Source organism: Caulobacter sp. CCH9-E1, assembly GCF_001556515.1.
Classification (GTDB): Bacteria; Pseudomonadota; Alphaproteobacteria; order Caulobacterales; family Caulobacteraceae; genus Caulobacter.
Window position 1 is genome coordinate 1 of record NZ_LSJA01000342.1, and the last position, 21,728, is coordinate 21,728.

The window sequence follows — 21,728 nt, forward strand, 5'->3', positions numbered from 1 at the left end:
TTGGAAGGGACGTCCGGCCGGCGATCGTGACGGCTGTCGGGGGTGGTCGAGCGGGTTGTGCTCGCCGGTCTTCCCAAGCTTGGGGAAGGCGTCCTTGCGACGGATCCAGCGGCAGGCTCCCTGAAACACGGGACGAAGCCCTGGCGGCGGAGACTTCGGCGGCGCGACAGGTCTGGGCTGAAATCGCCCGGGCGTTCCGGGACTGGGGTTCGTCGCCCTGGCCCGCCCGTCGGGGGCCTAGCAGCGAGAGCGGGTTAAAACCCCGCGCCTCGCAGGCTCACCGGATAACGGCTGCGCGGAGCGTCTGGCTTCGTCGAAACGGTACACTTAACTTCAAACCTCCGGACGGATGTCCGGCGCTCCGCAGTCCCTTTCCATCCCTTCAGCGGCTCACCGCGTGAAGCGGAGAAGACGTGCGCCTCACCAACCCAGCGCCGCTTCCCCCCGCAGGATCGCCTCGGCCTCCGTCGTGTGCTTGCCGCCCTCGCGGTCGTGCAGCACCAGCGGCGGCAGCAGGACCAGCGGCGCCTTGCCGGTCTTGATGGCCCGGACGATAACGCGCTTGGCCGGGGCGTCGGCGAACGGCGCGATCGGGCGGATGCGGAACGAGCCGGCCTTGGGCGCCAACTGCGCCAGGATGTCGGCCAGGCGGTCGGCGCGGTGGATGATCGTGATGGTCCCGCCCTCGCGCACCGCCTTCAGGCAGAAGGTCGTCCAGGCCTTCAGGCCGCCGTCGGCCATCCAGGCTCCGCTCTTGGCGGGGTGGGGCGCGCGCAGGGTCGCGGGGTCGTCGAAGAACGGAGGATTGGCCATCACCGCGTCGAAGACCGGCAGGCCCAGGGCCCGGAAGCCCGAATCGACATCGCCCGTCAGGATGGCGACTCGCGCCGACAGCCCGTTGAGGTCGGCGTTTTCGGTCGCCAGGGCGGCGTGGGCCGGGTCGCGCTCGACGCCCTGGAACAGGACCTCCGGCCGGCGAGTCGCGGCGGCCAGCAGCGCGCCGCCGACGCCGCAGCCAGGCTCCAGCACGCGCTGGTTGGGCAAGGCGTCGCAAGCGGCCGCCAGCAGCGCCGCGTCCATGCCGGCCCTGTAGCCGTCGGCCTTCTGGCGCAGCCGCACGCGGCCTCCCAGAACCCGATCCTCCGTCACCTGCAGATCGTCCAATGCTTTTGGGGCCTTGTGCTCGCCTTGACCCTGACCTATCCCGCCACCATTGTCCCTCGCAACGGTAGATCCCTCCGGATAGCGAAGAGAGGGACGCCGCAAGGAGATCATGGTTTTGGACGCAGCCGCAGCGACCCTCCCCCGGACGTCGGGCTCGGTGGATCGTCTCGTGCGCCTCGCCGAGACCGACATGGCCGGCGTCAACCGCCTGATCACCGAGCGCATGCAGAGCGACGTGCCGATCATCCCGGCCCTGGCCGAGCACCTGATCGCCGCCGGCGGCAAGCGCCTGCGCCCGCTGCTGACCGTCGCCGCCGCGCGGCTCGCTGCTTCTGATGGGGCCGGCTCTGACAACGACCACTGCCTGAAGCTGGCCGCCGCCGTCGAGTTCATCCACACCGCCACCCTGCTGCATGACGACGTCGTCGACGGCAGCGCCCTGCGTCGCGGCAAGGTCGCCGCGCACCTGATCTGGGGCGGGGCCCAGAGCGTCCTGGTCGGCGACTTCCTGTTCGCCCGCGCCTTCGAGCTGATGGTCGAGACCAACTCGATGAAGGCGCTGGAGATCCTGGCCCGCGCCAGCCGCGTCATCGCCGAGGGCGAGGTCATGCAGCTGATGCGCAGCCACGACCTGAATCTGTCGCAGGCGCTGTATCTTGAGATCATCCAGGCCAAGACCGCCGAGCTGTTCGCCGCGGCCTCGGAGGCCGGCGCGGTGTCGGCGGGGGTCGATCTGGCTCGGACCGACGCGCTGAAGGCCTATGGCCTGAACCTGGGCCTGGCGTTCCAGCTGGTTGACGACGCGCTCGACTACGGCGGCGCGACCGAGACCCTGGGCAAGAACGCCGGCGACGACTTCCGCGAAGGCAAGGCCACCCTGCCGCTGCTGCTGGCCATCGCCCGCTCGGGACCGCGCGAGGCCGAGTTCTGGGAGCGCGCCGTCGGCCGCCGCGAGCAGACCGAGGCCGACTTCCGCCGCGCCCGAGAGCTGATCATCGGCACGGGCGCGCTGGACGCGACCCTGGACCTGGCCACCGACTACGCCGACAAGGCCAAGGCCGCTCTGGCCATCTTCCCGGCCAATGACTGGCGCGAGTCGCTGGAAAGCCTGGCCGACTTCGCCGTCAGCCGGACGGCCTGATGCGCTTCCACGAGGCGCTCCACACCTTCACGGCCGAGCGTCCCTGGGGCGCGACCGACCTGGGCGAGGTGGACGGCGCCACCGTCCGCGTCCATTGGACCGACAAGCCTTACATCTGGCACGTCAACGACGGCGCCGAGGCTTTCGTGGTGCTCGCCGGCGTGGTGGACATGCACTATCGCGACGCCAGCGGCGAGCATGTGCGCCGCCTGAACGCCGGCGACGCCTGCTTCGCCGATGTCGGCGACGAGCACGTGGCCCATCCGGTGGGTGAGGCGCGCATCCTGGTGGTGGAGCGCAAGGGGAGCGTCTAAGGCGATGATCCGGTTCATCCTGAACATTCTCTGGTTCATCTTCGGCGGCCTGGTGACGGGCCTCGGGTGGCTCTTCGCCGGCCTGCTGCTGGCCATCACGATCGTGGGTCTGCCCTATGCCGGCGCGGCTTGGCGGATCGCCGGCTTCGCTTTCTGGCCGTTCGGCAAGGAGATCGTGAGCCGCGAAATCCTGACCGGTCGCCAGGACGTCGGCACGGGCCCGCTGGGCTTTCTGCTGAACGTGATCTGGTTCGTGCTGGCCGGTTGGTGGCTGGCGGTCGGCCATATCGTGGTCGCGGCGGCCGAGGCGATCACGATCATCGGCATCCCGTTCGCGCTGAAGGACCTGCAACTGGCCCAGATCGCCATCGCCCCGATCGGGCGCGAGGTGGTCAAGCGCTAGGGTCGAACGAAAAAGGGGCCGCCTCGCGGCGACCCCTCGATCGTTCTCGGGCTTTCGAGCCTCAGCCCGGCGAGACCATCTTTTCCGGACGGACGTACTGGTCGAACTCCTCGTTCGTCAGATAGCCGCCGCCGACGGCCTCCTCGCGCAGGGTCGTGCCGTTCTTGTGCGCGGTCTTGGCGATCTTGGCGCAGATGTCATAGCCCAGGCGGCCGTTCAGGGCCGTGACCAGCATCAGCGAGTTCTCGACGCCCTTCTTGATGTTGTCGATACGCGGCTCGATGCCGACCACGCAGTTGTCCGTGAAGCTGATCGCCGCGTCGGCCAGCAGGCGCACCGACTGCAGGAAGTTGTAGGCCATCACCGGGTTGAAGACGTTCAGCTCGAAGTGGCCCTGGCTGCCGGCGAAGGTCAGGGCGGCGTGGTTGCCGAACACCTGAATGCAGACCTGGGTAAGAGCCTCACATTGCGTCGGGTTGACCTTGCCCGGCATGATCGACGAGCCGGGCTCGTTTTCCGGCAGCGACAGTTCGCCCAGGCCGGCGCGCGGACCCGAGCCCAGGAAGCGGATGTCGTTGGCGATCTTGAACAGGCTGGCGGCGACCGTGTTGATCGCGCCGTGGCTGAACACCATGGCGTCGTGGGCGGCCAGGGCCTCGAACTTGTTCGGAGCGGTCGTGAAGGGCAGGCCGGTGATCGCGGCGATGGCCTCGGCCACGCCCTCGGCGAAGCCGATCGGAGCGTTCAGGCCGGTGCCGACGGCGGTGCCGCCTTGGGCCAGCTGCATCAGCTTGGGCAGGGTTTGCTCGATGCGCTCGATGCCGTTCTCGACCTGCTGGGCGTAGCCGCCGAACTCCTGGCCCAGCGTCAGCGGGGTGGCGTCCTGCGTGTGGGTGCGGCCGATCTTGATGATGTCCGCCCAGGCGTCCGACTTGGCCTTCAGCGCCGTGTGCAGGTGCTTCAGGGCCGGCAGCAGGTCGCGGACGATCTGCTCGGCGCAGGCCACGTGCATGGCCGTCGGATAGGTATCGTTCGACGACTGGCTCATGTTGACGTGGTCGTTCGGGTGGACGGGCTTCTTGGAGCCCATCTCGCCGCCCAGAATCTCGATGGCGCGGTTCGAGATCACCTCGTTGGCGTTCATGTTCGACTGGGTGCCCGAACCGGTCTGCCAGACGACCAGCGGGAAGTGATCGTTCAGCTTGCCTTCGATGACTTCGTTGGCGGCTTGGATGATGGCGTCGGCCAGCTTCGGATCCAGCTTGCCGAGCTTGGTGTTGGTCTCGGCGGCGGCGCGCTTGACGATGCCCAGGGCCCGGACGACCGGCAGGGGCTGCTTCTCCCAGCCGATCTTGAAGTTGCCCAGGCTGCGCTGGGCTTGCGCGCCCCAGTAGCGGTCGGCGGCGACTTCGATGGGGCCGAAGGTGTCGGTCTCGGTGCGCGTGGCGGTCATGCGGCGGTCTCCGGAAAAACGGTCGAGCGCGGTCTAGACCTTGAGCGCCGGGAGGGCAATGTTCGCCCACGCGAAGGAGACCCGGATGAGCCCTTATGTGGCGCTAGACAGCGATTGGAATGACGCCATGGGGCCAGCCAGGACGGTCGGCGCGTGAGCCAGGCGCTCGATGGTACGGACTGGACCCACCACGGCAAGGTGCGGGCCCGCGAGGCGGGCGGCGAGCTCACGCTCGTGGTCGACGGCCTGACGACCCAGGGCAAGTACTACAAGCCGCTGATCTATGAGTTTTTCCGCAAGTCCTGGCGCGGCTCGCGTCCGGCCTGGGGCGAGTTCAGCGTCGAGATCGGCATGGAATATGTCGGCGAGCCGCCGTGGATGGACCTCGACAACCTGGCCAAGGCCTTGCTGGACGCCATCAAGGGCTACGCCTTCCACGACGACGCCCAGGTCGCCCGGCTGCTGGTCGAGCGGCGGCCGGGCGATCGCGAGCGGATCGTCATCCAGGTGCGCAAGCTGAGCACCAACCTGATGCGGCGCACCCTGGAAGACTGAGTAGGGCCCTCAGCTCCAGGGCAGCAGATAGCCCCACAGGCCCAGCAGCACGCTCAGGAACACGAACAGCAGGGCGGTGAAGGTGAAGGCCACCTTGCGGCCGGCGGTCCAGCTGTCGACCCGGCGGCCGCCGCGCCACACCATGGGCAGGGCCCCGAGGGTCAGCACCGACATCAAGGCCGCGACCAAGGCGCAGGCCGAGGCGCTGAGCAGCCAGCCGCTGGGCCAGCCGAAGAAGGCCGCGGTCTGGTCGGACGAGCGGATCGCAAAGACGCCCATGCAGACGGCCGAAATCAGCCACAGCACGGCCTGAGCGGTCTGCATCTGGCTGGCGCGGGCCTGGACCGGCGTCTGGCGCGCTTCGCGGCGGTTTCGGACAATGGTCCCGAGCACGGTCGCCAGGCTGGCCAGCCCGGCCAGGACCACCGTCGCCACCAGCAGGTTCGCGGACCGCATCGGGCTGATCCGCTCATAGGTCGCGAAGCCGCGCGCGGCGTAGAAGCGCGACGGGCGATCGCCATTGGCGTCGAACACGATGATCAGCGGACCGTCCACGGCCTTGAACACGCCGGGGCGCCCGGCCGCATTGAAGAGCGCGGCCGACCCGCCCTCGCTGATGGACAGGCGGCCGTCCGGCGTCGCTCGCACCGTGGCCCGGCCGATCACGCGGTTGATGAAGCCCTCCAGACCGCCATAGGCGCGGCGCGTGGTCAGGTAGTCGCCCTCATAGAGCTTGGCCTGCTCGTAGGTCATCGCGCTGGCCGGCGGCACGGCGGGCGGCTTGGCGTAGAAGTGCTCGATGATGGTCGCGGGTAGGGTGGCCGGCAGGTTCGCGCCGCTGTCGGTGTTGACCGAGATGAACACGCCCAGGCCCAGGTCCGGCGCGATGACCATGTTCGAATGGAAGAAGAGCGTCGCCCCCGCGTGGCCGAAGCCGCGACGGCCGCCGGGCAGCGGGATGTCCTGGAAGCCCGCGTTCCAACCGGCCGCTTCCGGCGCGGGGCGATACATGGGCGTGCGGAAGGCCTGGGCGGTCTTCGGCGAGAACACGGTCTTACCGTCGATCACGCCGCCGTTCAGCAGCAGGGTCATGTACCTGGCCATGTCGCCGGCGGTGCTCGAGGCCGAACCGGCCGGCGCCACCTGGCCGATGAACTCCCGCGGCTGCACCTTCCAGCCCAGCGACGTCCAGGAGAAGCCGTCGGACAACTCGGCCGCCAGGTCCTCGGACATCGGCGCCGGCAGGTTGTCGCGCCAGGGCCGCGCCTCGCGGAAGGTCGTATGGCGCATGCCCGTCGGCAGGATGATCTCCTCGCTGATCAGCTGCTCGAACGGCTTGCTGGTGACGTTGGCGACCGCGGCGCCGGCCAAGGCGACGCCGTAGTTCGAATAGCTGGGCAGCAGGCCGGGCTCGCGAACGCGGCGCGGGCGCTCCTGGCGCAGATAGTCCGCCAGCGGGCGGATGCGGTTGGGATCGCGCTCGAACAGCTGCCCCATCGCGCGGTCCTCGAAGCCGCCCGTATGGGTCATCAGGTCGCGCAGGCGGACCTGGGTCTTCTTGCCCTGGTCCTTCAGTTGCAGCGGCTCGGGCAGATAGAGGTTCACCGGACCGTCGAGGCGCATGTGGCCCGACTCGATCTCGTTCATCAGGGCGATCCAAGTGAACGTCTTCGAGATCGAGGCGATGCGGAACAGAGTCTTGTCGGGATCGACGGGCCGGCGCTGGCCGAGATTGGCGAAGCCGTAGCCCTTCTTCAGCACCACCTGACCATTCTGGACCACCGAGATGGTCACGCCGGCGATGTGGTCGCGGGTCATGGCGCGTTGCACCACGCCGTCGACGAAGGCTTCGAGTTCCGGGCGGGGCAGGGGCGCGACGCCGACCGCCACCGGCTGGGCGGCGGGAACGCTCGGCGCTTGAGGCGTCGCCGCGGCGGCCGCGGGCTTGGGCGATACAGCCGGGCGCGGCGTCGGACGGACGCGACGGGGGCGCAGGCTGGAATAGGGGCGGGGACCTTGCTCGGCGGCGGGCGCGTCGCTGGCGGGGGGCGATGTCGGCGTGGCGTCCTGAGCGCGCGCCTCCGAACCCAGAGCGGACCATAGTGCGATGAAGGCCGCCGCGAGGGCGGCCGCGGGCGAAACGCGCGACGTCAACGATGTCCCCTGGGTGAAGCAGTAACTTCTAGGGTTTGTGTAACCTGCTTGCCGCGCGGGTCAAACCCGATACCGCTCAAGGCGTTCTGGGGAGAGATCGGTCGAAGGCGTAGAGCGGCAGCAGGGGGCGCAGCGCGGGACCGATCCAGATCTGGGGTTCGGAGGCCGGCTCCGCGCCGGTCTCCCTTTCCCGGCGCGCGACGCAGGCCTGAACGCGCGCGCCGAGGGCTGAGAAGTCATGGGCGTCGGGGACGGAGGCCAGGAAGCAGGCGTCGAAATAGGGATATTTATCGCTCTCGCCGCAGCCGAACGAGGCGCGATCCGGCCGTGCGGCGGTCAGGATCAAGCGGTCGCTCTTCTGCAGGGGCGGAATGAACACGCCTGAAAAACAGGCTGAAATCACTACCACGTTGGGACGGTTGGGGCAGGCGTCGTCGAGAATGGCGGCCAGCAAATGCGGGCGAAGCAGCTCCTCGCCGAGAATCGCGCCCTCCGGACTGCCGTGTGAGCTGAGGTAGAACAGGCAGCCGGCCTTGGCGGTCTGCGCGCCGACGCGGAGGGCGTCATAGAGCGTTCGCGAGTCCGCGCTGCCTGGCGCATCGGCGGGATAGCGCTTGGGACGCACGGAGAACTGCTGGATGGCGGCCTTGTCGAAGCCAAGCTCGACCAGCGCCTTGGAGACATCGCGCCGGGCGTTGTCGAAGGCTTCGGTCGGGCCGCCGGAATGAGCGTGGTAGTCGCCCGCCACGACGACCGCGGTCCAGTTCGAGAACGGCCCGGCCTGGGCGATGGACAAGGGCGCGAGAAGCAGGGCCAGAAGTCCGATGACCGCCGCCGCTCCCCGCATGGCCCGTCTCCCTCGGCTATTTCTTCTTGAAGTTGGCGAAAGGCGTCGGCAGCGCCGTGCCAGTCGACTTGGCCAGCAGGCGGCCCTCTCCGTCGTAGAGCTCGCCTTCCATGAAGCAGACGGTGCGACCCCACTTCACCACGCGACCGACGCCGCGTAGCGCGCCAGGCATGGCCGGGCGCAGGAAGCTGGTCTTCATCTCCAGGGTCGGGACGACGTGGGTCATGCCGGAGGTGATCATGCCGGCGACGGACATGGCCTCGTCCAGCATGGCGCAGACATAGCCGCCCTGGATCTGGCCCATCGGGTTGCAAAGCAGATCGGCGCGCGCGTTGAAGCCGACCTCGATCTCGCGGTCGGCCTGGCGCACGGCCAGCAGCTCGAAACCCAGGGTCAGGGATCCGCTCGGCTGGTTCTTGGATGCGCGGAAGCGCGCGAGGATCGCCTCGTCGCTCAAGGTCTGCGGAGCGTCGGAGACGACGTCGCTCATTTCTTCCGGAACTGGTCCAGGGAGACGATCTTCGGACCTTCGTCACCGGATGGCGCGGGAGTCTTGGCTTCCGGTTCGGCTTCGGGCTCGGGATTATCCTCGACGATCTCGGGCGGGGCGAACTGCAGGGCGAATTGAACCGACGGATCGTAGAAGCGGGTCACGGCGGCGTAGGGCACCGTCAGGCGCTTGGGTTGTCCGCCGAACTTCAGCGTCACCGAGAAGACGCTCTCACCCGGGGCGAGGTCCCAGTACTGGTGCTGAAGGACGATCGTCATCTCGTCCGGATACTTGCCCAGCAGGTCCTGCGGGCCCGAGACGCCGGCGGCCTTGGTTTTGAAGGTGATGTAGAGATGGTGGGGCTCGGGCAGGCCGCCCGGCTCCGCCGCCTTCTTCAGAGCAGCCCTGACCACGCCGCGCAGGGCGTCCTGGGCCATGGCCTCGTACTGCATGAGGTCTTCGGGCTGTTCGGTCTGGGACATGCGCTGAGGTCGATACTTCGGACTGAAAACGAAGCCCGGAGCCTAGCGTGTCGAGCGCCTATCGCAAAGCTCTCCGATGTGGTCCGCGCGCCAAGGTCGCGGTCGTCATGCCCGGAGCGCGGCGCAACCGTTTGCGGTGCTCTCTCGAAAAGAGAGGAGGGAGCCTCGGCGATGTCGTGGAAAGTGGAGGGATTCTGTTGGCAGGCTCCCTCCGGGCCCCGCCTAAGGATCTGAACCCCTAGGACTTAAAGGTCGAATTCAACGGCGCTGCATTACGCGGCGACGGCGAACTCTTCAGCGAAGTTATCGTTCGCATTTAGATAAAGGCCCGAAACGGTGGGCCAAGCCGAGAGAAAGCAACACCTTTACACGTCTGTCGATGCTGATCGGCCCCATGCAGTCCCATGATAACTTGGGAGAGATTTGGTGGAGCCGCCGGGAATCGCACCCGGGTCCAGTCCGCTTATTACGTGCGCGTTTATCCCCATAGTTCGGCCGAAGCCGGACGATCACAATATAGGGTGTTCGGTCCCGGTATGGAAGGCCGGGCGCTGGACTGTCCCCAGGCTGAGGCGGCCATTGGACAAAGTGCCGCTGACGACCGCGCCGCGGTCCTCGAACAGCTTCAGCGTCTCGCCGACGAGGACATAGACCCCGGTGAACACATCAGCGAAGTCGTCGCGGGTCTCGATGAAGCGGCCGTCGGCGCGCAGCTCCAGCGAGATGTGGCCGTCGGGCGAGGTCCAGACGCCGGCGACAGGGATATGGGGAACGATGGCGGACATCATCATCGGGCGAGGCTCCCAATCTGGAAGGTTTCGTTCTGGGGCGGCGTCAAGGCGGGTTTGGGGAGCACGGCGGTGGCGGCGGTCAGCGCGGCCGTCCCGCCCAGCAGGGCGGCGACAAACCAGCGCGGAGCCGTCACGCCGCCGCGTCGGGGCGTGTAGCGTCTCATCGCAGAGCTCAGGTTTTTGGAGTTGGCCGCGTCGGGGAGCGGAACGAGGCCACTATGCGGCGCCGGGGCGTCCAGTCGGTAGATCGATGCTCCGGCATGATTGCACGATCCTCCGGAACCGAACGCCGTCGCGTGACGGAGGATCGTGCAAGGCTTACAAATAGCGTCGTCCGCACAAGGAAAAGCTATGAGCACGCGCGAGGCGCTCGCCGCCCTGATTGAACGATTCACGCCGGAGGAAGGGCCGGTCGACACCTGCTGCCCCAGGGTCAATCTCTATCGCCTGTCCCAGCCCAGCGAACCCAATCACGGTCTTCACGATCCGTCCTTCTGCGTCCTGGCGCAGGGCCGCAAGCGGGTGACCGTGGGCGACGCCATCCACGAGTATGACGAGCGCAACTTCTTCCTGTCCTCGATCGACGTGCCGGTGACCGGCCAGGTCGTCGAGGCCTCGCCGGACAAGCCGTATCTGAGCTTCCGGATCGTGCTCGACGCCAATCTGATCAGCGAGATGATCATGGAGGCCGGCTTGGCCGCTCGTCTCGACGTCGCCGCGCCGCTCGTAGGCGGCATGTCGGCGGGCGCGATGACGCCACAGCTGTTCGACGCCGTGTGTCGAATGACGACCCTGCTGGAGACGCCTGGGGATGTGGCCGTCATGGCCCCGCTGATCGAGCGCGAGATCCTATACCGCCTGCTGACCGGACCGCAGGGACCACGCCTGGCTCAGATCGCCCGCCGCGACAGCCGCCTGCGCCAGATCAACCGGGCGATCGGCTGGATCAAGCGCAACTTCGACCAGCCCTTCAGCATCGATATGGTCGCCGAGGAGGCGCGGATGAGCCCCTCGGCGCTGCATCAACATTTCAAGGCCGTGACCTCGCTGTCGCCGCTGCAGTACCAGAAGCAGATCCGCTTGCAGGAGGCCCGCCGGCTGATCCTGGTTCAGCGGTTGGACGCCGCCACGGCGGGCCACACCGTCGGCTACGACAGCCCCTCGCAGTTCAGCCGAGAATACGCCCGCCTGTTCGGCGCGCCCCCGCTCAGGGACGTGGCGCGGCTTCGGGATCAGCCGGAGATGGCGGCGGCGGGGGCGTAGAGGCCTGAGGCTGGCTGTTCTCGCTCGGAATCAGGCGACCGCCAGACTGGATCAGCACGGCGTAGGCGCTGGCTTGCCGCGAGAAGTCCGCGCCTCGTGGGAAGATCGCGTCGAAGCGCGGATCCCGCCCGATCGTCGAGCCCAAGGCTGTCGCGAGGATTCTCGCGATCGAACCGACTTCCGCGTCATCGCAGGCGCGCCGCAGATGACGCGCCTGGCCGGAGACGAGCAGGCTCACGTCCCAGGAGACGCCATCGACGCAGAGCGCCGAAACCGCCCCGCCGCCGTAGTCGACGATGACCGAACGCGGCTGGTTCCAGGCGGGGTCGGCTGAAACCGATCTCAACGTCTGGGCGGAGGCTCTGTCGAGCTCGGCGTTGATGTCGACTCGGCGGCCGATCTCCGGCGTGCAGCAGCCAAGTCCGGCGCGCGCCTGGACGAAGGCGCGGCCGTCGTCGCGCAGCGTGAGGCGCACGACAGCCTGACGAACATCGCCCGCCGGTCTGGCCCAGACCTCAAGGATCAGTTCGTCCTTGCGCAGGATCTGGCTTTGCAGGGGCTGTAGGCCCCAGAGGCGGTAGAGCAGGGGCTCGACCCCCTTGTCGATCGGGACCGGCCGCTCGCCCTTGGCGAGGCGACGGCCATGGAGCGGTTCGACCTCGGACGGCGGAGGCGCGACCTTGGGCGACCACCAGGCGGCGGGATCGGGCGGTGGGGCCTGCTGGACGGCGTCTTCAGGACCAAGAGCAAGGGCCAGCCCCGCGATCAGTCCGGTCAGGCCGCTCATCCGCCATCTCCGCTACATGCCCTCGACGCCCCGCTCGATGGAAAGGACGCCGGTGCGGGAAAGTTCCACCAGGCCCAGGGGGCGCATCAGGTCCAGGAACTTGTCGATCTTGGACGGCGCGCCCGAGATCTCGAACACGAAGCTCTCCAGCGTCGTGTCGACCGGCTTGGCGCGGAAGATCTCGGCGATGCGCAGGGCCTCGACGCGGTCGACGCCCGAGCCGCGCACCTTCACCAGGGCCAGTTCGCGCTCGACGCCGTTCGGGTCGCGGGTCACGTCGTGGACGCGGCGGACGTTGACCACCTTGTTCAGCTGGGCCTCGATCTGGTCCAGCACGTGGCGGGTGCCGCGCGTCACCACGGTGATGCGGCTGGTGTGGGCCTTGCGGTCGGTCTCGGCGACCGTGAGGCTTTCGATGTTGTAGCCGCGCGCGGCGAACAGGCCGACGACGCGATGCAGCACGCCCGGCTCGTTGTCGACGAGCAGAGCGAACGTCGCCGTCTGTTCGGCTTGCGCGTTGGGACTAAGGTCGTAGGCCGAGGCCGGGGCGGGTTGGGTGTTCGTGGTCATCTTGGCTCTTCTTCTAACCCGTTCCGCTGACTAGACCAGCCGGCGACCGTCTTCGTCGATGACGCTGCCCAGGTCCTCGACCTCTTCGGGCAGGATCATCTCGTTGTGCGCCTTGCCCGACGGAATCATCGGCAGGCAGTTCTCGTGCTTCTCGACCCGGCAGTCGAAGATCACCGGCTTGTCGCTGTTGATCATCTCCAGGATCTTGGCGTCCAGCTCGGCGGGGTCGTCGCAGCGGATGCCGTGGGCGCCATAGGCCTCGGCCAGCTTCACGAAGTCGGGCAGGCTGTCCGAATAGGAGTGGCTGTAGCGCTCGCCGTGCAGCAGCTGCTGCCACTGGCGGACCATGCCCATCCATTCGTTGTTCAGGATGAAGATCTTGACCGGCAGGTCGAACTGGATCGCGGTCGACAGCTCCTGGATGCACATCTGGATCGAGGCTTCGCCGGCGATGTCAACGACCAGGCTGTTCGGGTGCGCCAGCTGGACGCCCAGGGCGGCGGGCAGGCCGTAGCCCATGGTGCCCAGGCCGCCGGAGGTCATCCAGCGGTTCGGCTCCTCGAAGCGGAAGAACTGAGCGGCCCACATCTGGTGTTGGCCGACCTCGGTCGTGATGTAGACGTCCTTGTCCTTGGTCAGCTCGTACAGGCGCTCGATCGCGTACTGCGGCTTGATGACCGTGTCGGACGACCGGTACTTCAGGCACTGACGCGCGCGCCACTGATCGATCTGGGCCCACCAGTCGGTCAAAGCGGCCTTGTTCGGCTGCAACTTGGCGGCCTTCCAGGCGGCGATCAGGTCCTCGAGCACCGAAGCGGCGTCGCCGACGATCGGCAGGTCGACCCGGACGTTCTTGTTGATCGACGACGGGTCGATGTCGATGTGGATCTTCTTCGACCCCGGCGAGAAGGCGTCCAGGCGCCCCGTGACGCGGTCGTCGAAACGGGCGCCGACGCAGATCATCACGTCGCAGTCGTGCATGGCGTTGTTGGCCTCGAACGTGCCGTGCATGCCCAGCATGCCCAGCCACGCCGGATCGGCCGCCGGGAAGGCGCCCAGGCCCATCAGGGTCGAGGTGACCGGCGCGCCGGTCAGGGCCGCGAATTCCCGCAGGGCCTCGCTGGCCTTGGGGCCGGCGTTGATGACGCCGCCGCCGGTGTAGAAGATCGGTCGGCGCGCGCCGGCGATCATCTTGACCGCCTCGGCGATGCGGCCGGCGTCGCCCTTGACGCGCGGCGCATAGGCGTGGGTCGACTGGATCTCCTCGGGGCCGCGGTATTCGCCCTTGGCGAACTGGACGTCCTTGGGGATGTCGATCAGCACCGGGCCCGGACGGCCCGTGGTGGCGATCTTGAAGGCCTCGTGGATGATCTGCGGCAGGTCGCGGACGTCTTTGACCAGATAATTGTGCTTGGTGCACGAGCGGGTCATGCCGACCGTGTCGGCTTCCTGGAAGGCGTCGGTGCCGATCAGGTGCGTCGGGACCTGGCCGGTGATGACGACCATCGGGATCGAGTCCATCAGGGCGTCCATGATGCCGGTGATGGCGTTGGTCGCGCCGGGGCCCGAGGTGACCAGCACGACGCCCGGCTTGCCCGAACTGCGGGCGTAGCCTTCGGCGGCGTGGGTCGCGCCTTGCTCATGGCGAACCAGGATGTGCTGCAGGCGCGGCTCGTGGAACAGGGCGTCATAGATCGGCAGGACCGCGCCGCCCGGATAGCCGAACAGCACCTCGACCCCTTGGTCCACGAGGCCGCGAACCACGATCTCGGCGCCGGTCATGGCGCGGTCGCTGGTTTCGGCGGGAGCCTTGCTCTCGATGGTCTGGTGGGCGGTCATGGGACGGATCCGGTGGGAAGCGGGAAGGGCGTAGGCGGAAAAGAAAAAAGGTCCCGAAGGACCTTTGCGCGCGCGACCGAACTACGGCGTGACTTCTAAGGTCACGTCGCGGACGGCCGCTCCATAAGTACGATCATGGTTTTGCGCACGAGTCTTGCTCCAAAGCTACGGAATGGGTGATGACATGCGCACGTTAACCCGTCAAGGCGCGCCTTGTCGCAAGGATGTGCCTTTTCGGGGCGGTGTGACCTTACCGGAGTTTCACGTGACAGGGGCAGGTTTTCCCCTCCACGGTCGCGCTCTCGCAATCCAGGAGCGCCCTAGTGTTCGGTCGGCGTGAATTTCTAGTTGGCGCGGCGGCGCTTGGTTTCGCCGGAAAGGCGTCCGCCACGGTGCTGTCTTCGCTTGGGAAACGGGCAATGCGGCCGGCTTCCGCTCGGTGCTGGGCCATCGGTTCGACGACCAGACCACGGTCGTGCTGCTGAACAATACCAGCATCAGCCAGAGAGCGATGGACGAGTTCGCCTACAGCCTGTTCGGGACCGTCTAGGCTTCCAGCGTTCGGGCCAACAGCTCCAGCGCCGCGACGGCGAACGCTTGCATGTTTCTGCCGCGATCGCCGTGTCCGGTCTCGATCGTCGTGCTGACCGAGGTCTCCTCGCCAACCACGGCGAAGCAGCAGTGGCCGGGCGCGTCGCCGTAGCGGTTGCCGTCGGGGCCGGCGGCGCCGGTCTCGGACAGGCCCCAGGTCGCCTTCAGGTTCTTGCGGGCCACGCGGGCCAGCAGCTCCGCATAGGGCTCGCTGGCCGAGCGCAGGCCGTCCATCGCCTTCTGCGGAATGTCCATCAGGGTCAGCCGCGCCCGGGCCGTATAGACGACCGCGCCGCCGACATAGAACTTCGACGCCCCTGGCACGGCCAGCAGCGCCGCCGAGATCAGACCGCCAGCGGAGGACTCGGCCACGGCGACGGTCTCGCCTCGGGCGATCAGGCGTTCGGCGACGCGTTCGGCGAGGGCGGCAAGGTCGGGCATCGAGTTTCCTTCGGACGTGGCGGTTCTCTCCATAGGGTAAGTCGCGAGGCGCAACCACGGACTCTGGTGACGCTCGACGATGAAGGCCCTATGTTCAATGAGGACCTGCTCACAGCGCCGCAACGGTCACGGAGCGCTAATCCGCTCCCAGTCGGGCGTCTGGTTGCGGAACCAGGTCAGCTGGCGCTTGGCGTAGCGGCGCGTTTCCTGCCTTGCCGCCTCCAGCGCCTGCTCCAGCGTGGTCTCGCCGCGAAGGTGGGCCGCGAACTCGCGATAGCCGACGGCCTTGAGCGCGGGGAAGGACGGGTCCAGCCCGCGCGCCTCCATCGCCCGCACCTCGTCCAAGGCGCCATGCTCGAGCATGACCGCCAGGCGGGCGTCGCAGCGGGCGTAGAGCTCGGCGCGGGGCGGATCGAGCACCAGGCCCTTCCAACTGCCGGGCGCAAGGGCGGGCTTGGTGTCGGTCTGCCAGGCGGTGAGGGACTTGCCCGTGGCGATGGCCACCGCATGGGCCCGCACGAGACGCTGTCGGTCGCCGACCTCGATGCGGGCTTCGGCCTCCGGATCGAGCGGCTTCAGGATCTCTCGGAACTCCGCCTCGCCTCGGGCCGCGTAGAGCAAGCCCGAGATTTCCCGCTGGGTCTCGGGCACCGGCGGCACGTCGGCTAGGCCATGGGTCAGCGCCCGGAAATAGAGCCCCGTGCCGCCGACCACGATCGCCGGATTACCCCGCGCGGCGATCTCCGAGAGTGCGGTTGTGGCGGCCTCCAGCCAACGCCCGACCGACCAGCCCACGGCCGCGTCCACGACGCCAAACAGGTGATGCGGGGCGCGAGCGACTTCCTGGGGCGAAGGGCCGGCCGTCAGCACGCGCAGACCGGCGTAGATCTGCATGGAGTCGGCGTTGACGATCTCGCCGCCCATCCGCTCGGCCAATTGCAGCGCATAGGCCGACTTGCCGCTTGCGGTCGGGCCCGCGATCAGCCAGATGCGGGGCGCGATGTCCGAACTCTCCACCATTCCGACCGTCCTCACCATCGTCGGGGCGAACCGCGACGCCTACGCAGAAGCCGTTTCGCGCGTCGAACGCCTGCTGTCCATAAGCCATAGCGCACTCGGCCCGACCGCCTGCGATTTCCTGCTGCCCGCCGATGGCAAGGTCCAGGCGAAGGCCAAGGTGATGGGCTTTCCGGGCGAGGGGACGTCGCTGTCGGATCTAGCGGTCGACTTCGCCTTCCAGCCGGCGGAGAACCGCCGCAAGCGCCTGCTGATCGCGGACATGGACTCGACGATCATCAACGTCGAATGCCTGGACGAGCTGGCCGACTTCGCGGGCGTGAAGGCGCAGGTTTCGGAGATCACCGAGCGGGCGATGCGCGGCGAACTGGCCTTCGAAGGCGCGCTGCGCGAGCGGGTCGGGATGCTGAAGGGGCTGTCGGTCGATGCGCTGCAAAGCTGCTACGACCAGCGTGTTCAGCTGAACCCCGGGGCGCGGACCCTGGTCTCGACCATGGCCCAGAACGGCGCGCGCTGCGCCCTGGTCTCGGGCGGCTTCACCTTCTTCACGAGCCGAGTGGCTCAGGCGGCGGGGTTTCACCTCAACCGCGCCAACACCCTGATCGAGCAGGACGGCGCCCTGACCGGCGAGGTCGGCGATCCGATCCTTGGCAAGGAAGCCAAGCTGGCCGCCCTGCGCGAGGAGACGGCGGCCTTGGGCCTGACCCCCGCCGACGCCCTGGCGGTCGGCGACGGCGCCAACGACCTGGCGATGATCGAGGCCGCGGGCCTGGGCGTCGCCTACCGCGCCAAGCCGATCGTCGCGGCCCAGGCCGACGCCAAGGTCGATCACACCGACCTGACGACCTTGCTCTACTTTCAGGGCTACCGCGCCGAGGAGTTCGCCCAGTGAGTTTCCCGCGCCGCGTCGACGCCGTGGTCTTCGACATGGATGGGCTGCTGCTGGACACCGAGATCGTCTATCGCGCGGCGATGATCGAGGCGGCGACCGTCTTCGGCGTCCAGTTCACCGGCGAGACCTACGCCTCGATGGTCGGCAAGACCAATCCCGAGTGCGCTGTTATGCTTCGGGAGCTCTATGGCGAGACCTTCCCGGCGCAGGCCTATTTCGAGCGGGTCTGGGCGGATGTCGAAGACCTGCTGGAAGCCGAGACCAAGCTGAAGGCCGGGGTGGTCGAGATCCTCGACTATCTCGACGATCGCGGCCTGCCGCGCGGCATCGCCACCTCGAACGGCTTGGCCGCGGTCGAACGCTATCTGGGGCGCTTTGATCTGCTGCATCGGTTCAACGCCGTCGTGGCGCACCATGACGTCACCCGTCACAAGCCCAATCCCGACCCCTATTTGCTGGCGGCCCAGCGCATTGGCGTGGACCCTAGCTACTGCCTGGCGCTGGAAGATTCGCACCCCGGCGTCCGCGCCGCCCACGCGGCCGGGATGATGACGGTGATGGTGCCCGACATCCTCGATCCGAACGAGGAGATGCACGACAAGTGCGTGCATATCGCCGACAGCCTGCATCACGTGATGGACCTGCTGAAGGCGTCGACCTGAGCCCCTTACGGGCGGGGCGCTCTTGTAAAACCGGGGCGCGGCGCGGATATGAGGGCTCGCAACACGAGGCCTGACTGACGTGACCGGCGTAACTCCCGCTACCCTCGACGACGCCCGCGCGGCGCTGGACCGTATCCGCGACCCGATCAGCGGGCGAGGGCTAGCGGCCGCCGGACTGGTGCAGGGACTGGTCGTTCGCAACGGCCGCGCCGGCTTCATGCTGGAGGTGCCCGCCAGCCAGGCCGCCACCTACGCCCCGGTGCGCGAGGCCGCCGAAAAGGCCCTGGCCGCGCTCCCGGGCGTCGACGTCGCCCAGGTGGTGCTGACCGCTCAGGCCGCCGAGGGCGCGACCCGGGTGCGCAAGGGCGCCAAGGTCTCGGAGGATCCGCAGGCCCGCATGGTCCCGCCGCCCGAAGCCGAGAAGCCCGCCCACGTTCGCCACGTGATCGCCGTGGCCTCGGGCAAGGGCGGCGTGGGCAAGTCCACTGTCTCGACCAACCTCGCCGTCGCCTTCGCCCAGCAGGGCCTGCGCGTCGGCCTGCTGGACGCCGATGTCTATGGTCCCTCGGCGCCGAAGATGATGGGCGTCGATGGCGACCCGCTGTTCGAGAACGAGAAGCTGCAGCCGCTGGAAGCCCATGGCGTCAAGCTGATGTCGATCGGCTTCATTGTCGACGAGGGCAAGGCGATGATCTGGCGCGGGCCGATGGCCTCGTCGGCCGTCCGTCAGATGATCCACGACGTCGCGTGGGGCTCGGAGAAAGAGCCGCTGGACGTGCTGGTCGTCGACCTGCCGCCCGGCACCGGCGACATCCAGCTGACCCTGGTCCAGAAGCTGCGCATCGACGGCGTCGTGCTGGTGACCACGCCGCAGGAGATCGCCCTGATCGACGCCCGCCGCGCCGCGGTGATGTTCGAGAAGACCGCGACGCCGATCCTGGGGCTGATCGAGAACATGGCCTTCTTCGCCGATCCCTCGACCGGCGCGCCGATCCCGATCTTCGGCGAGGGCGGGGGCGTGGCCGAGGCCGAGCGCCTGAAGGTCCCGCTGCTGGGCCGCGTGCCGATCGAGATGGGCGTGCGGATCGGCGGCGACGAGGGCTCGCCCGCCGTGGTCAGCGAGCCCAAGGGCCAGGCCGCCCAGGTGTTCGTCGCCGCGGCGAAGGCGCTCTGGAAAGCCGTCGGATAGGCCACGAAAAAGCCCGCCAGGATCGTTCCCGGCGGGCTTTCCATTGAGCCGTTGGCGGCGCTTAGAAGCTGTAGCGCGCGCCGGCCGACAGGACGACGGCCGAGCCGGTGACGTCACCCTTCAGGCGAGCGGTCGAGCTGGTCGCCGTCACGTCGGTGCGGTTGATCTCGCTGTCGTCGAAGCTGATGTAGCTGATCGCGGCGTCGAGCTTGAGGTTGTCCTTCGCCGCCCAGGTGGCGCCCGCGGCGTACATCATGCGATCGCCGTCCGGCACGCGAGCGGTGCGGCCGACGTCCGGCGTCGGGGTCGGGTCGTACTGGACGCCGGCCCGCAGGGTCAGGCGCGGCGAGGCTTGGTAGTCGACGCCCGCGGCGTAGGTCGTCACGTCCTTGTAGTTCTGGACGCTGGTCGAGCCGCCGCCCGGGAAGCTGACGCGGATGGCGTCGAACTCACCCCAGCCGACGCGGCTGACCTGGGCGTTCAGGGTCCACTGGTCGTTCACCGCCCAGCGCGCGCCGACATTGGCGATCCAGGGCAGGGTGATCTTGGCCTGACCGTCGACCGAGAAGTTGTTGGCGGCCGGGATCGGGGCCAGCAGGCCCGAGACGGCGACCGTACCGTCGAGCTTCTGGTCGATCTTGGAGCGGTAGCTGGCGCCGATTGTCAGGCTCTTGGACGGGTGCAGCTGGGCGCCCACGGTGTAGCCATAGGCCCAGCCGTCGCCCTTCAGCGACTGGTGGCCGTCAGGCTGCAGCGGCGAGATGTTGGGCAGGGCGTTGGTCAGTTCGGCGTCGGCGTACAGGGCCGTGAAGCCGACGCCGAGGTCGAGCATGTCGTTGACGCGATAGGCGACGACGGTGTCGATGTTGATCGTGCGCAGGTGCGACTTCAGCGCGTCATAGCGGGTGAAGCTGTCGGGGTTGTACTCGGTGGTGAAGTTGTAGGGGGCCGAGACGGCCATGCCGAGCGACAGCTTGTCGTTGATCTTGAACGCGCCGCCCAGGTTCGGAACCACGCCGTCATTGATCGGGTCGAAGGCCGTGCCCGCGCCGCCGATCGGCGTGGTCAGGCCGGCCGGCGGGACCGGACGCGTGATGGTCGAGCCGTTGTTGACGACCTTGGAGTTGACCTGGATCGCGTTGACGCCCAGGGCGACCTCGCTGCGGTCGATGCCCGCGATCGAGGCGGGGTTCCACCACAGGCTGCCGACGCCCTTGTCGGCTGCTTCGCCCGAATAGGCGCGACCTGTGCCGCGCACCGACTGTTCTTGCAGATAGAAGGCGGAGGCCGACGCCTGGGTGGCGGCGGCGAGGGACACGAGGGCGACGCCGGCGGCGAGGCGGTTACGCGTAAAAGACATGGGACTGACGACCTTGTTAAATTTCGAGGCTCGTCGATCACCCGACGGCGCCTTTGGGCGCCGCTTTAACGCACCTGCGGTAAGAATGTTGCCCTAAATTGATCGAGGCGTGAATTTTGTCAGTTTCGTTAAAGATCTGGGGCCGCGAAGGCCCCAGATCAATCGTTGTTATGTCAAAACTATGCTTCTAGCCTGACAATTGAGCGCGAATGCTTACGCTGGGTCAGCCGCCCGCCATCTTTCGGAAGAACTTCTGACCTTGCTCGCCGCCGTTGAAGTAAGCCTTCTGGCCAGCCTCGTCGGTGATCTTGTCCCAGCTGTCGCGAACCTCTTCCGCCGACAGACCGCCTTCGCCCAGATAGACGCCCTCGGTCTCGTAGATGCGCGAGAGCGCGAAGGCGCCGGCGCCGGCGGTCAGGATCGCGCCGGTCGGAGCCTCCTCCGAGCAGAGATAGACGACGCCCGGCGTGACATATTCCGGCGCCAGCTTGGCCAGCACTTCGGGCGGCATCAGGCCCTCGGTCATGCGGGTGGCCGCGACCGGGCTGATGGCGTTGATCTTCACGTCGTTCTTGGCGCCCTCGAGCTTGAGGGTGTTCATCAGGCCCAGCACCGCCATCTTGGCCGCGCCGTAGTTGCTCTGGCCGAAGTTGCCGTACATGCCCGACGACGAGGTCGTCACGACGATGCGGCCGTAGTTCTGGGCCTTCATGATGTCCCAGACCGCCTTGATCGGCTTGAAGGTGCCGAACACGTGCACCTGCATGACCAGCTCGAAGTCGGCCAACTCCATCTTGGTCAGGGTCTTGTCGCGCAGGATGCCGGCGTTGGCGATCAGGATGTCGATCCGGCCCCAGGCATCCATGGCCTGCTTGACCATGTGGGCGACGCCGGCGTCATCCGTGACCGACGAGCCGTTGGCGATGGCTTCGCCGCCGAACGCCTTGATTTCCTCGACCACCTTCTGGGCCGCCTCGGACGAGCCGCCCGAGCCGTCGACGCTGCCGCCCAGGTCGTTGACGACCACCTTGGCGCCGCGGCGCGCCAATTCCAGGGCGTGCTGTCGGCCAAGGCCGCCGCCGGCGCCCGTTACGATCGCCACCTTGCCGTCGAAGCGGATGTCCGCCATGCCGAAGTCTCCCTCAAACGCGTGTTTGGTTTGGCCGTGTTGTGCGGCGCGGGACAGGGGAGGTCAAGGGGAGGGGGCTCCAATCCTCCCCCCAGCGGGGGAGGTGGCGCGAAGCGCCGGAGGGGGAAGTCCGGCTGACCCGGCTTCTTCCCCCTCCGTCGCCTCTTCGAGTCGACACCTCCCCCCCGCTGGGG

The 21,728-nt window shown here is 67.9% G+C and carries 24 protein-coding genes and 1 other RNA gene; 8 read left to right on the plus strand and 17 right to left on the minus strand.

Annotated elements, in window-relative coordinates:
• Positions 1–420: 420 nt before the first annotated feature.
• Positions 421–1,164 (minus strand): tRNA1(Val) (adenine(37)-N6)-methyltransferase, encoded by a 744-nt coding sequence (locus AX690_RS19490; RefSeq protein ID WP_066682864.1) that lies wholly within the window; start codon positions 1,162–1,164, stop codon positions 421–423.
• A 115-nt stretch (positions 1,165–1,279) separates the two neighbouring features.
• Between AX690_RS19490 and AX690_RS19495 the strand changes: the two genes are divergently transcribed.
• The 3 genes from AX690_RS19495 to AX690_RS19505 are packed head-to-tail and all read left to right on the plus strand — an operon-like array spanning position 1,280 to position 3,022.
• A complete protein-coding gene (locus AX690_RS19495) occupies positions 1,280–2,305 on the plus strand; it encodes a polyprenyl synthetase family protein (protein WP_197426920.1) in 1,026 nt (341 codons plus the stop codon).
• Positions 2,305–2,619, plus strand: a complete 315-nt coding sequence (locus AX690_RS19500) for a cupin (RefSeq protein WP_066682865.1) — start codon at positions 2,305–2,307, stop codon at positions 2,617–2,619. The genes AX690_RS19495 and AX690_RS19500 overlap by 1 nt, the downstream gene beginning before the upstream one ends.
• A gap of 4 nt (positions 2,620–2,623) precedes the next feature.
• A complete protein-coding gene (locus AX690_RS19505; protein ID WP_066682866.1) occupies positions 2,624–3,022 on the plus strand; it encodes a YccF domain-containing protein in 399 nt (132 codons plus the stop codon).
• A 61-nt stretch (positions 3,023–3,083) separates the two neighbouring features.
• Here AX690_RS19505 and fumC read toward each other — a convergent pair whose 3' ends face one another.
• Complete coding sequence (gene fumC / locus AX690_RS19510; protein ID WP_066682867.1) at positions 3,084–4,475, minus strand: class II fumarate hydratase; 1,392 nt, start codon at positions 4,473–4,475, stop codon at positions 3,084–3,086.
• Positions 4,476–4,628: 153 nt separating this feature from the next.
• Here fumC and AX690_RS19515 point away from each other — a divergent pair, with 153 nt between their 5' ends.
• Positions 4,629–5,030 (plus strand): RusA family crossover junction endodeoxyribonuclease, encoded by a 402-nt coding sequence (locus AX690_RS19515; RefSeq protein ID WP_066682868.1) that lies wholly within the window; start codon positions 4,629–4,631, stop codon positions 5,028–5,030.
• A gap of 9 nt (positions 5,031–5,039) precedes the next feature.
• Here the strand turns inward: AX690_RS19515 and AX690_RS19520 are convergent, their stop codons facing one another.
• The 7 genes from AX690_RS19520 to AX690_RS23445 all read right to left on the minus strand — a co-directional run bounded on the left by AX690_RS19520 (position 5,040) and on the right by AX690_RS23445 (position 9,958).
• Positions 5,040–7,184 (minus strand): serine hydrolase, encoded by a 2,145-nt coding sequence (locus AX690_RS19520; RefSeq protein WP_066730525.1) that lies wholly within the window; start codon positions 7,182–7,184, stop codon positions 5,040–5,042.
• Between the two features lie 76 nt (positions 7,185–7,260).
• Entirely contained in the window at positions 7,261–8,031 is a 771-nt protein-coding gene (locus tag AX690_RS19525; RefSeq protein ID WP_066680836.1) for a C13 family peptidase, read from the minus strand.
• A gap of 16 nt (positions 8,032–8,047) precedes the next feature.
• Positions 8,048–8,521: a PaaI family thioesterase gene (locus AX690_RS19530; protein ID WP_066680838.1), complete on the minus strand. Its 474-nt coding sequence runs from the start codon at positions 8,519–8,521 to the stop codon at positions 8,048–8,050.
• On the minus strand, positions 8,518–9,003 hold the full coding sequence (locus AX690_RS19535; RefSeq protein ID WP_066680840.1) for an SspB family protein: 486 nt from the start codon (positions 9,001–9,003) through the stop codon (positions 8,518–8,520). Before AX690_RS19535 ends, AX690_RS19530 begins: the two co-directional genes overlap by 4 nt.
• Positions 9,004–9,185: 182 nt before the next feature.
• Positions 9,186–9,549, minus strand: a transfer-messenger RNA (tmRNA) gene (ssrA, locus tag AX690_RS19540).
• Positions 9,513–9,794, minus strand: a complete 282-nt coding sequence (locus tag AX690_RS19545; protein ID WP_156449730.1) for an Atu4866 domain-containing protein — start codon at positions 9,792–9,794, stop codon at positions 9,513–9,515. The genes ssrA and AX690_RS19545 overlap by 37 nt, the downstream gene beginning before the upstream one ends.
• Entirely contained in the window at positions 9,791–9,958 is a 168-nt protein-coding gene (locus AX690_RS23445; protein ID WP_197426919.1) for a hypothetical protein, read from the minus strand. The genes AX690_RS19545 and AX690_RS23445 overlap by 4 nt, the downstream gene beginning before the upstream one ends.
• Positions 9,959–10,145: 187 nt before the next feature.
• Here AX690_RS23445 and AX690_RS19550 point away from each other — a divergent pair, with 187 nt between their 5' ends.
• Positions 10,146–11,057 carry an AraC family transcriptional regulator gene (locus AX690_RS19550; protein WP_066680842.1) on the plus strand — a complete coding sequence of 304 codons (912 nt, stop codon included), beginning with the start codon at positions 10,146–10,148 and terminating at the stop codon, positions 11,055–11,057.
• On the opposite strand, the gene AX690_RS19555 is transcribed toward AX690_RS19550, so the two are convergent.
• The 6 genes from AX690_RS19555 to miaA all read right to left on the minus strand — a co-directional run bounded on the left by AX690_RS19555 (position 11,002) and on the right by miaA (position 16,305).
• A complete protein-coding gene (locus AX690_RS19555; RefSeq protein WP_066680844.1) occupies positions 11,002–11,844 on the minus strand; it encodes a hypothetical protein in 843 nt (280 codons plus the stop codon). The two genes, AX690_RS19550 and AX690_RS19555, sit on opposite strands and share 56 nt — an antisense overlap.
• A 12-nt stretch (positions 11,845–11,856) precedes the next feature.
• Positions 11,857–12,414: an acetolactate synthase small subunit gene (gene ilvN, locus AX690_RS19560; RefSeq protein WP_066680845.1), complete on the minus strand. Its 558-nt coding sequence runs from the start codon at positions 12,412–12,414 to the stop codon at positions 11,857–11,859.
• Positions 12,415–12,444: 30 nt separating this feature from the next.
• Complete coding sequence (locus AX690_RS19565) at positions 12,445–14,253, minus strand: acetolactate synthase 3 large subunit (RefSeq protein WP_066680846.1); 1,809 nt, start codon at positions 14,251–14,253, stop codon at positions 12,445–12,447.
• A 101-nt stretch (positions 14,254–14,354) separates the two neighbouring features.
• Positions 14,355–14,402 (minus strand): hypothetical protein, encoded by a 48-nt coding sequence (locus AX690_RS23450; RefSeq protein WP_193852718.1) that lies wholly within the window; start codon positions 14,400–14,402, stop codon positions 14,355–14,357.
• 397 nt (positions 14,403–14,799) lie between these two features.
• A complete protein-coding gene (locus AX690_RS19570) occupies positions 14,800–15,285 on the minus strand; it encodes a CinA family protein (RefSeq protein WP_066680848.1) in 486 nt (161 codons plus the stop codon).
• A 126-nt stretch (positions 15,286–15,411) separates the two neighbouring features.
• A complete protein-coding gene (gene miaA, locus AX690_RS19575) occupies positions 15,412–16,305 on the minus strand; it encodes a tRNA (adenosine(37)-N6)-dimethylallyltransferase MiaA (protein WP_066680850.1) in 894 nt (297 codons plus the stop codon).
• Here miaA and serB point away from each other — a divergent pair.
• The 3 genes from serB to AX690_RS19590 all read left to right on the plus strand — a co-directional run bounded on the left by serB (position 16,286) and on the right by AX690_RS19590 (position 19,045).
• Positions 16,286–17,194, plus strand: coding sequence for a phosphoserine phosphatase SerB (gene serB, locus AX690_RS19580; protein WP_066680852.1), 909 nt, complete (start codon positions 16,286–16,288; stop codon positions 17,192–17,194). The two genes, miaA and serB, sit on opposite strands and share 20 nt — an antisense overlap.
• On the plus strand, positions 17,191–17,856 hold the full coding sequence (locus tag AX690_RS19585; protein ID WP_066680854.1) for an HAD family phosphatase: 666 nt from the start codon (positions 17,191–17,193) through the stop codon (positions 17,854–17,856). The genes serB and AX690_RS19585 overlap by 4 nt, the downstream gene beginning before the upstream one ends.
• Positions 17,857–17,935: 79 nt before the next feature.
• Positions 17,936–19,045, plus strand: a complete 1,110-nt coding sequence (locus AX690_RS19590) for an Mrp/NBP35 family ATP-binding protein (protein ID WP_066680856.1) — start codon at positions 17,936–17,938, stop codon at positions 19,043–19,045.
• 61 nt (positions 19,046–19,106) lie between these two features.
• Here the strand turns inward: AX690_RS19590 and AX690_RS19595 are convergent, their stop codons facing one another.
• Both AX690_RS19595 and AX690_RS19600 read right to left on the minus strand, forming a co-directional pair.
• Positions 19,107–20,405, minus strand: coding sequence for an outer membrane protein transport protein (locus AX690_RS19595; protein ID WP_066680860.1), 1,299 nt, complete (start codon positions 20,403–20,405; stop codon positions 19,107–19,109).
• 223 nt (positions 20,406–20,628) lie between these two features.
• Positions 20,629–21,534 carry an SDR family NAD(P)-dependent oxidoreductase gene (locus AX690_RS19600; RefSeq protein WP_066680862.1) on the minus strand — a complete coding sequence of 302 codons (906 nt, stop codon included), beginning with the start codon at positions 21,532–21,534 and terminating at the stop codon, positions 20,629–20,631.
• Between the last annotated feature and the right edge of the window lie 194 nt (positions 21,535–21,728).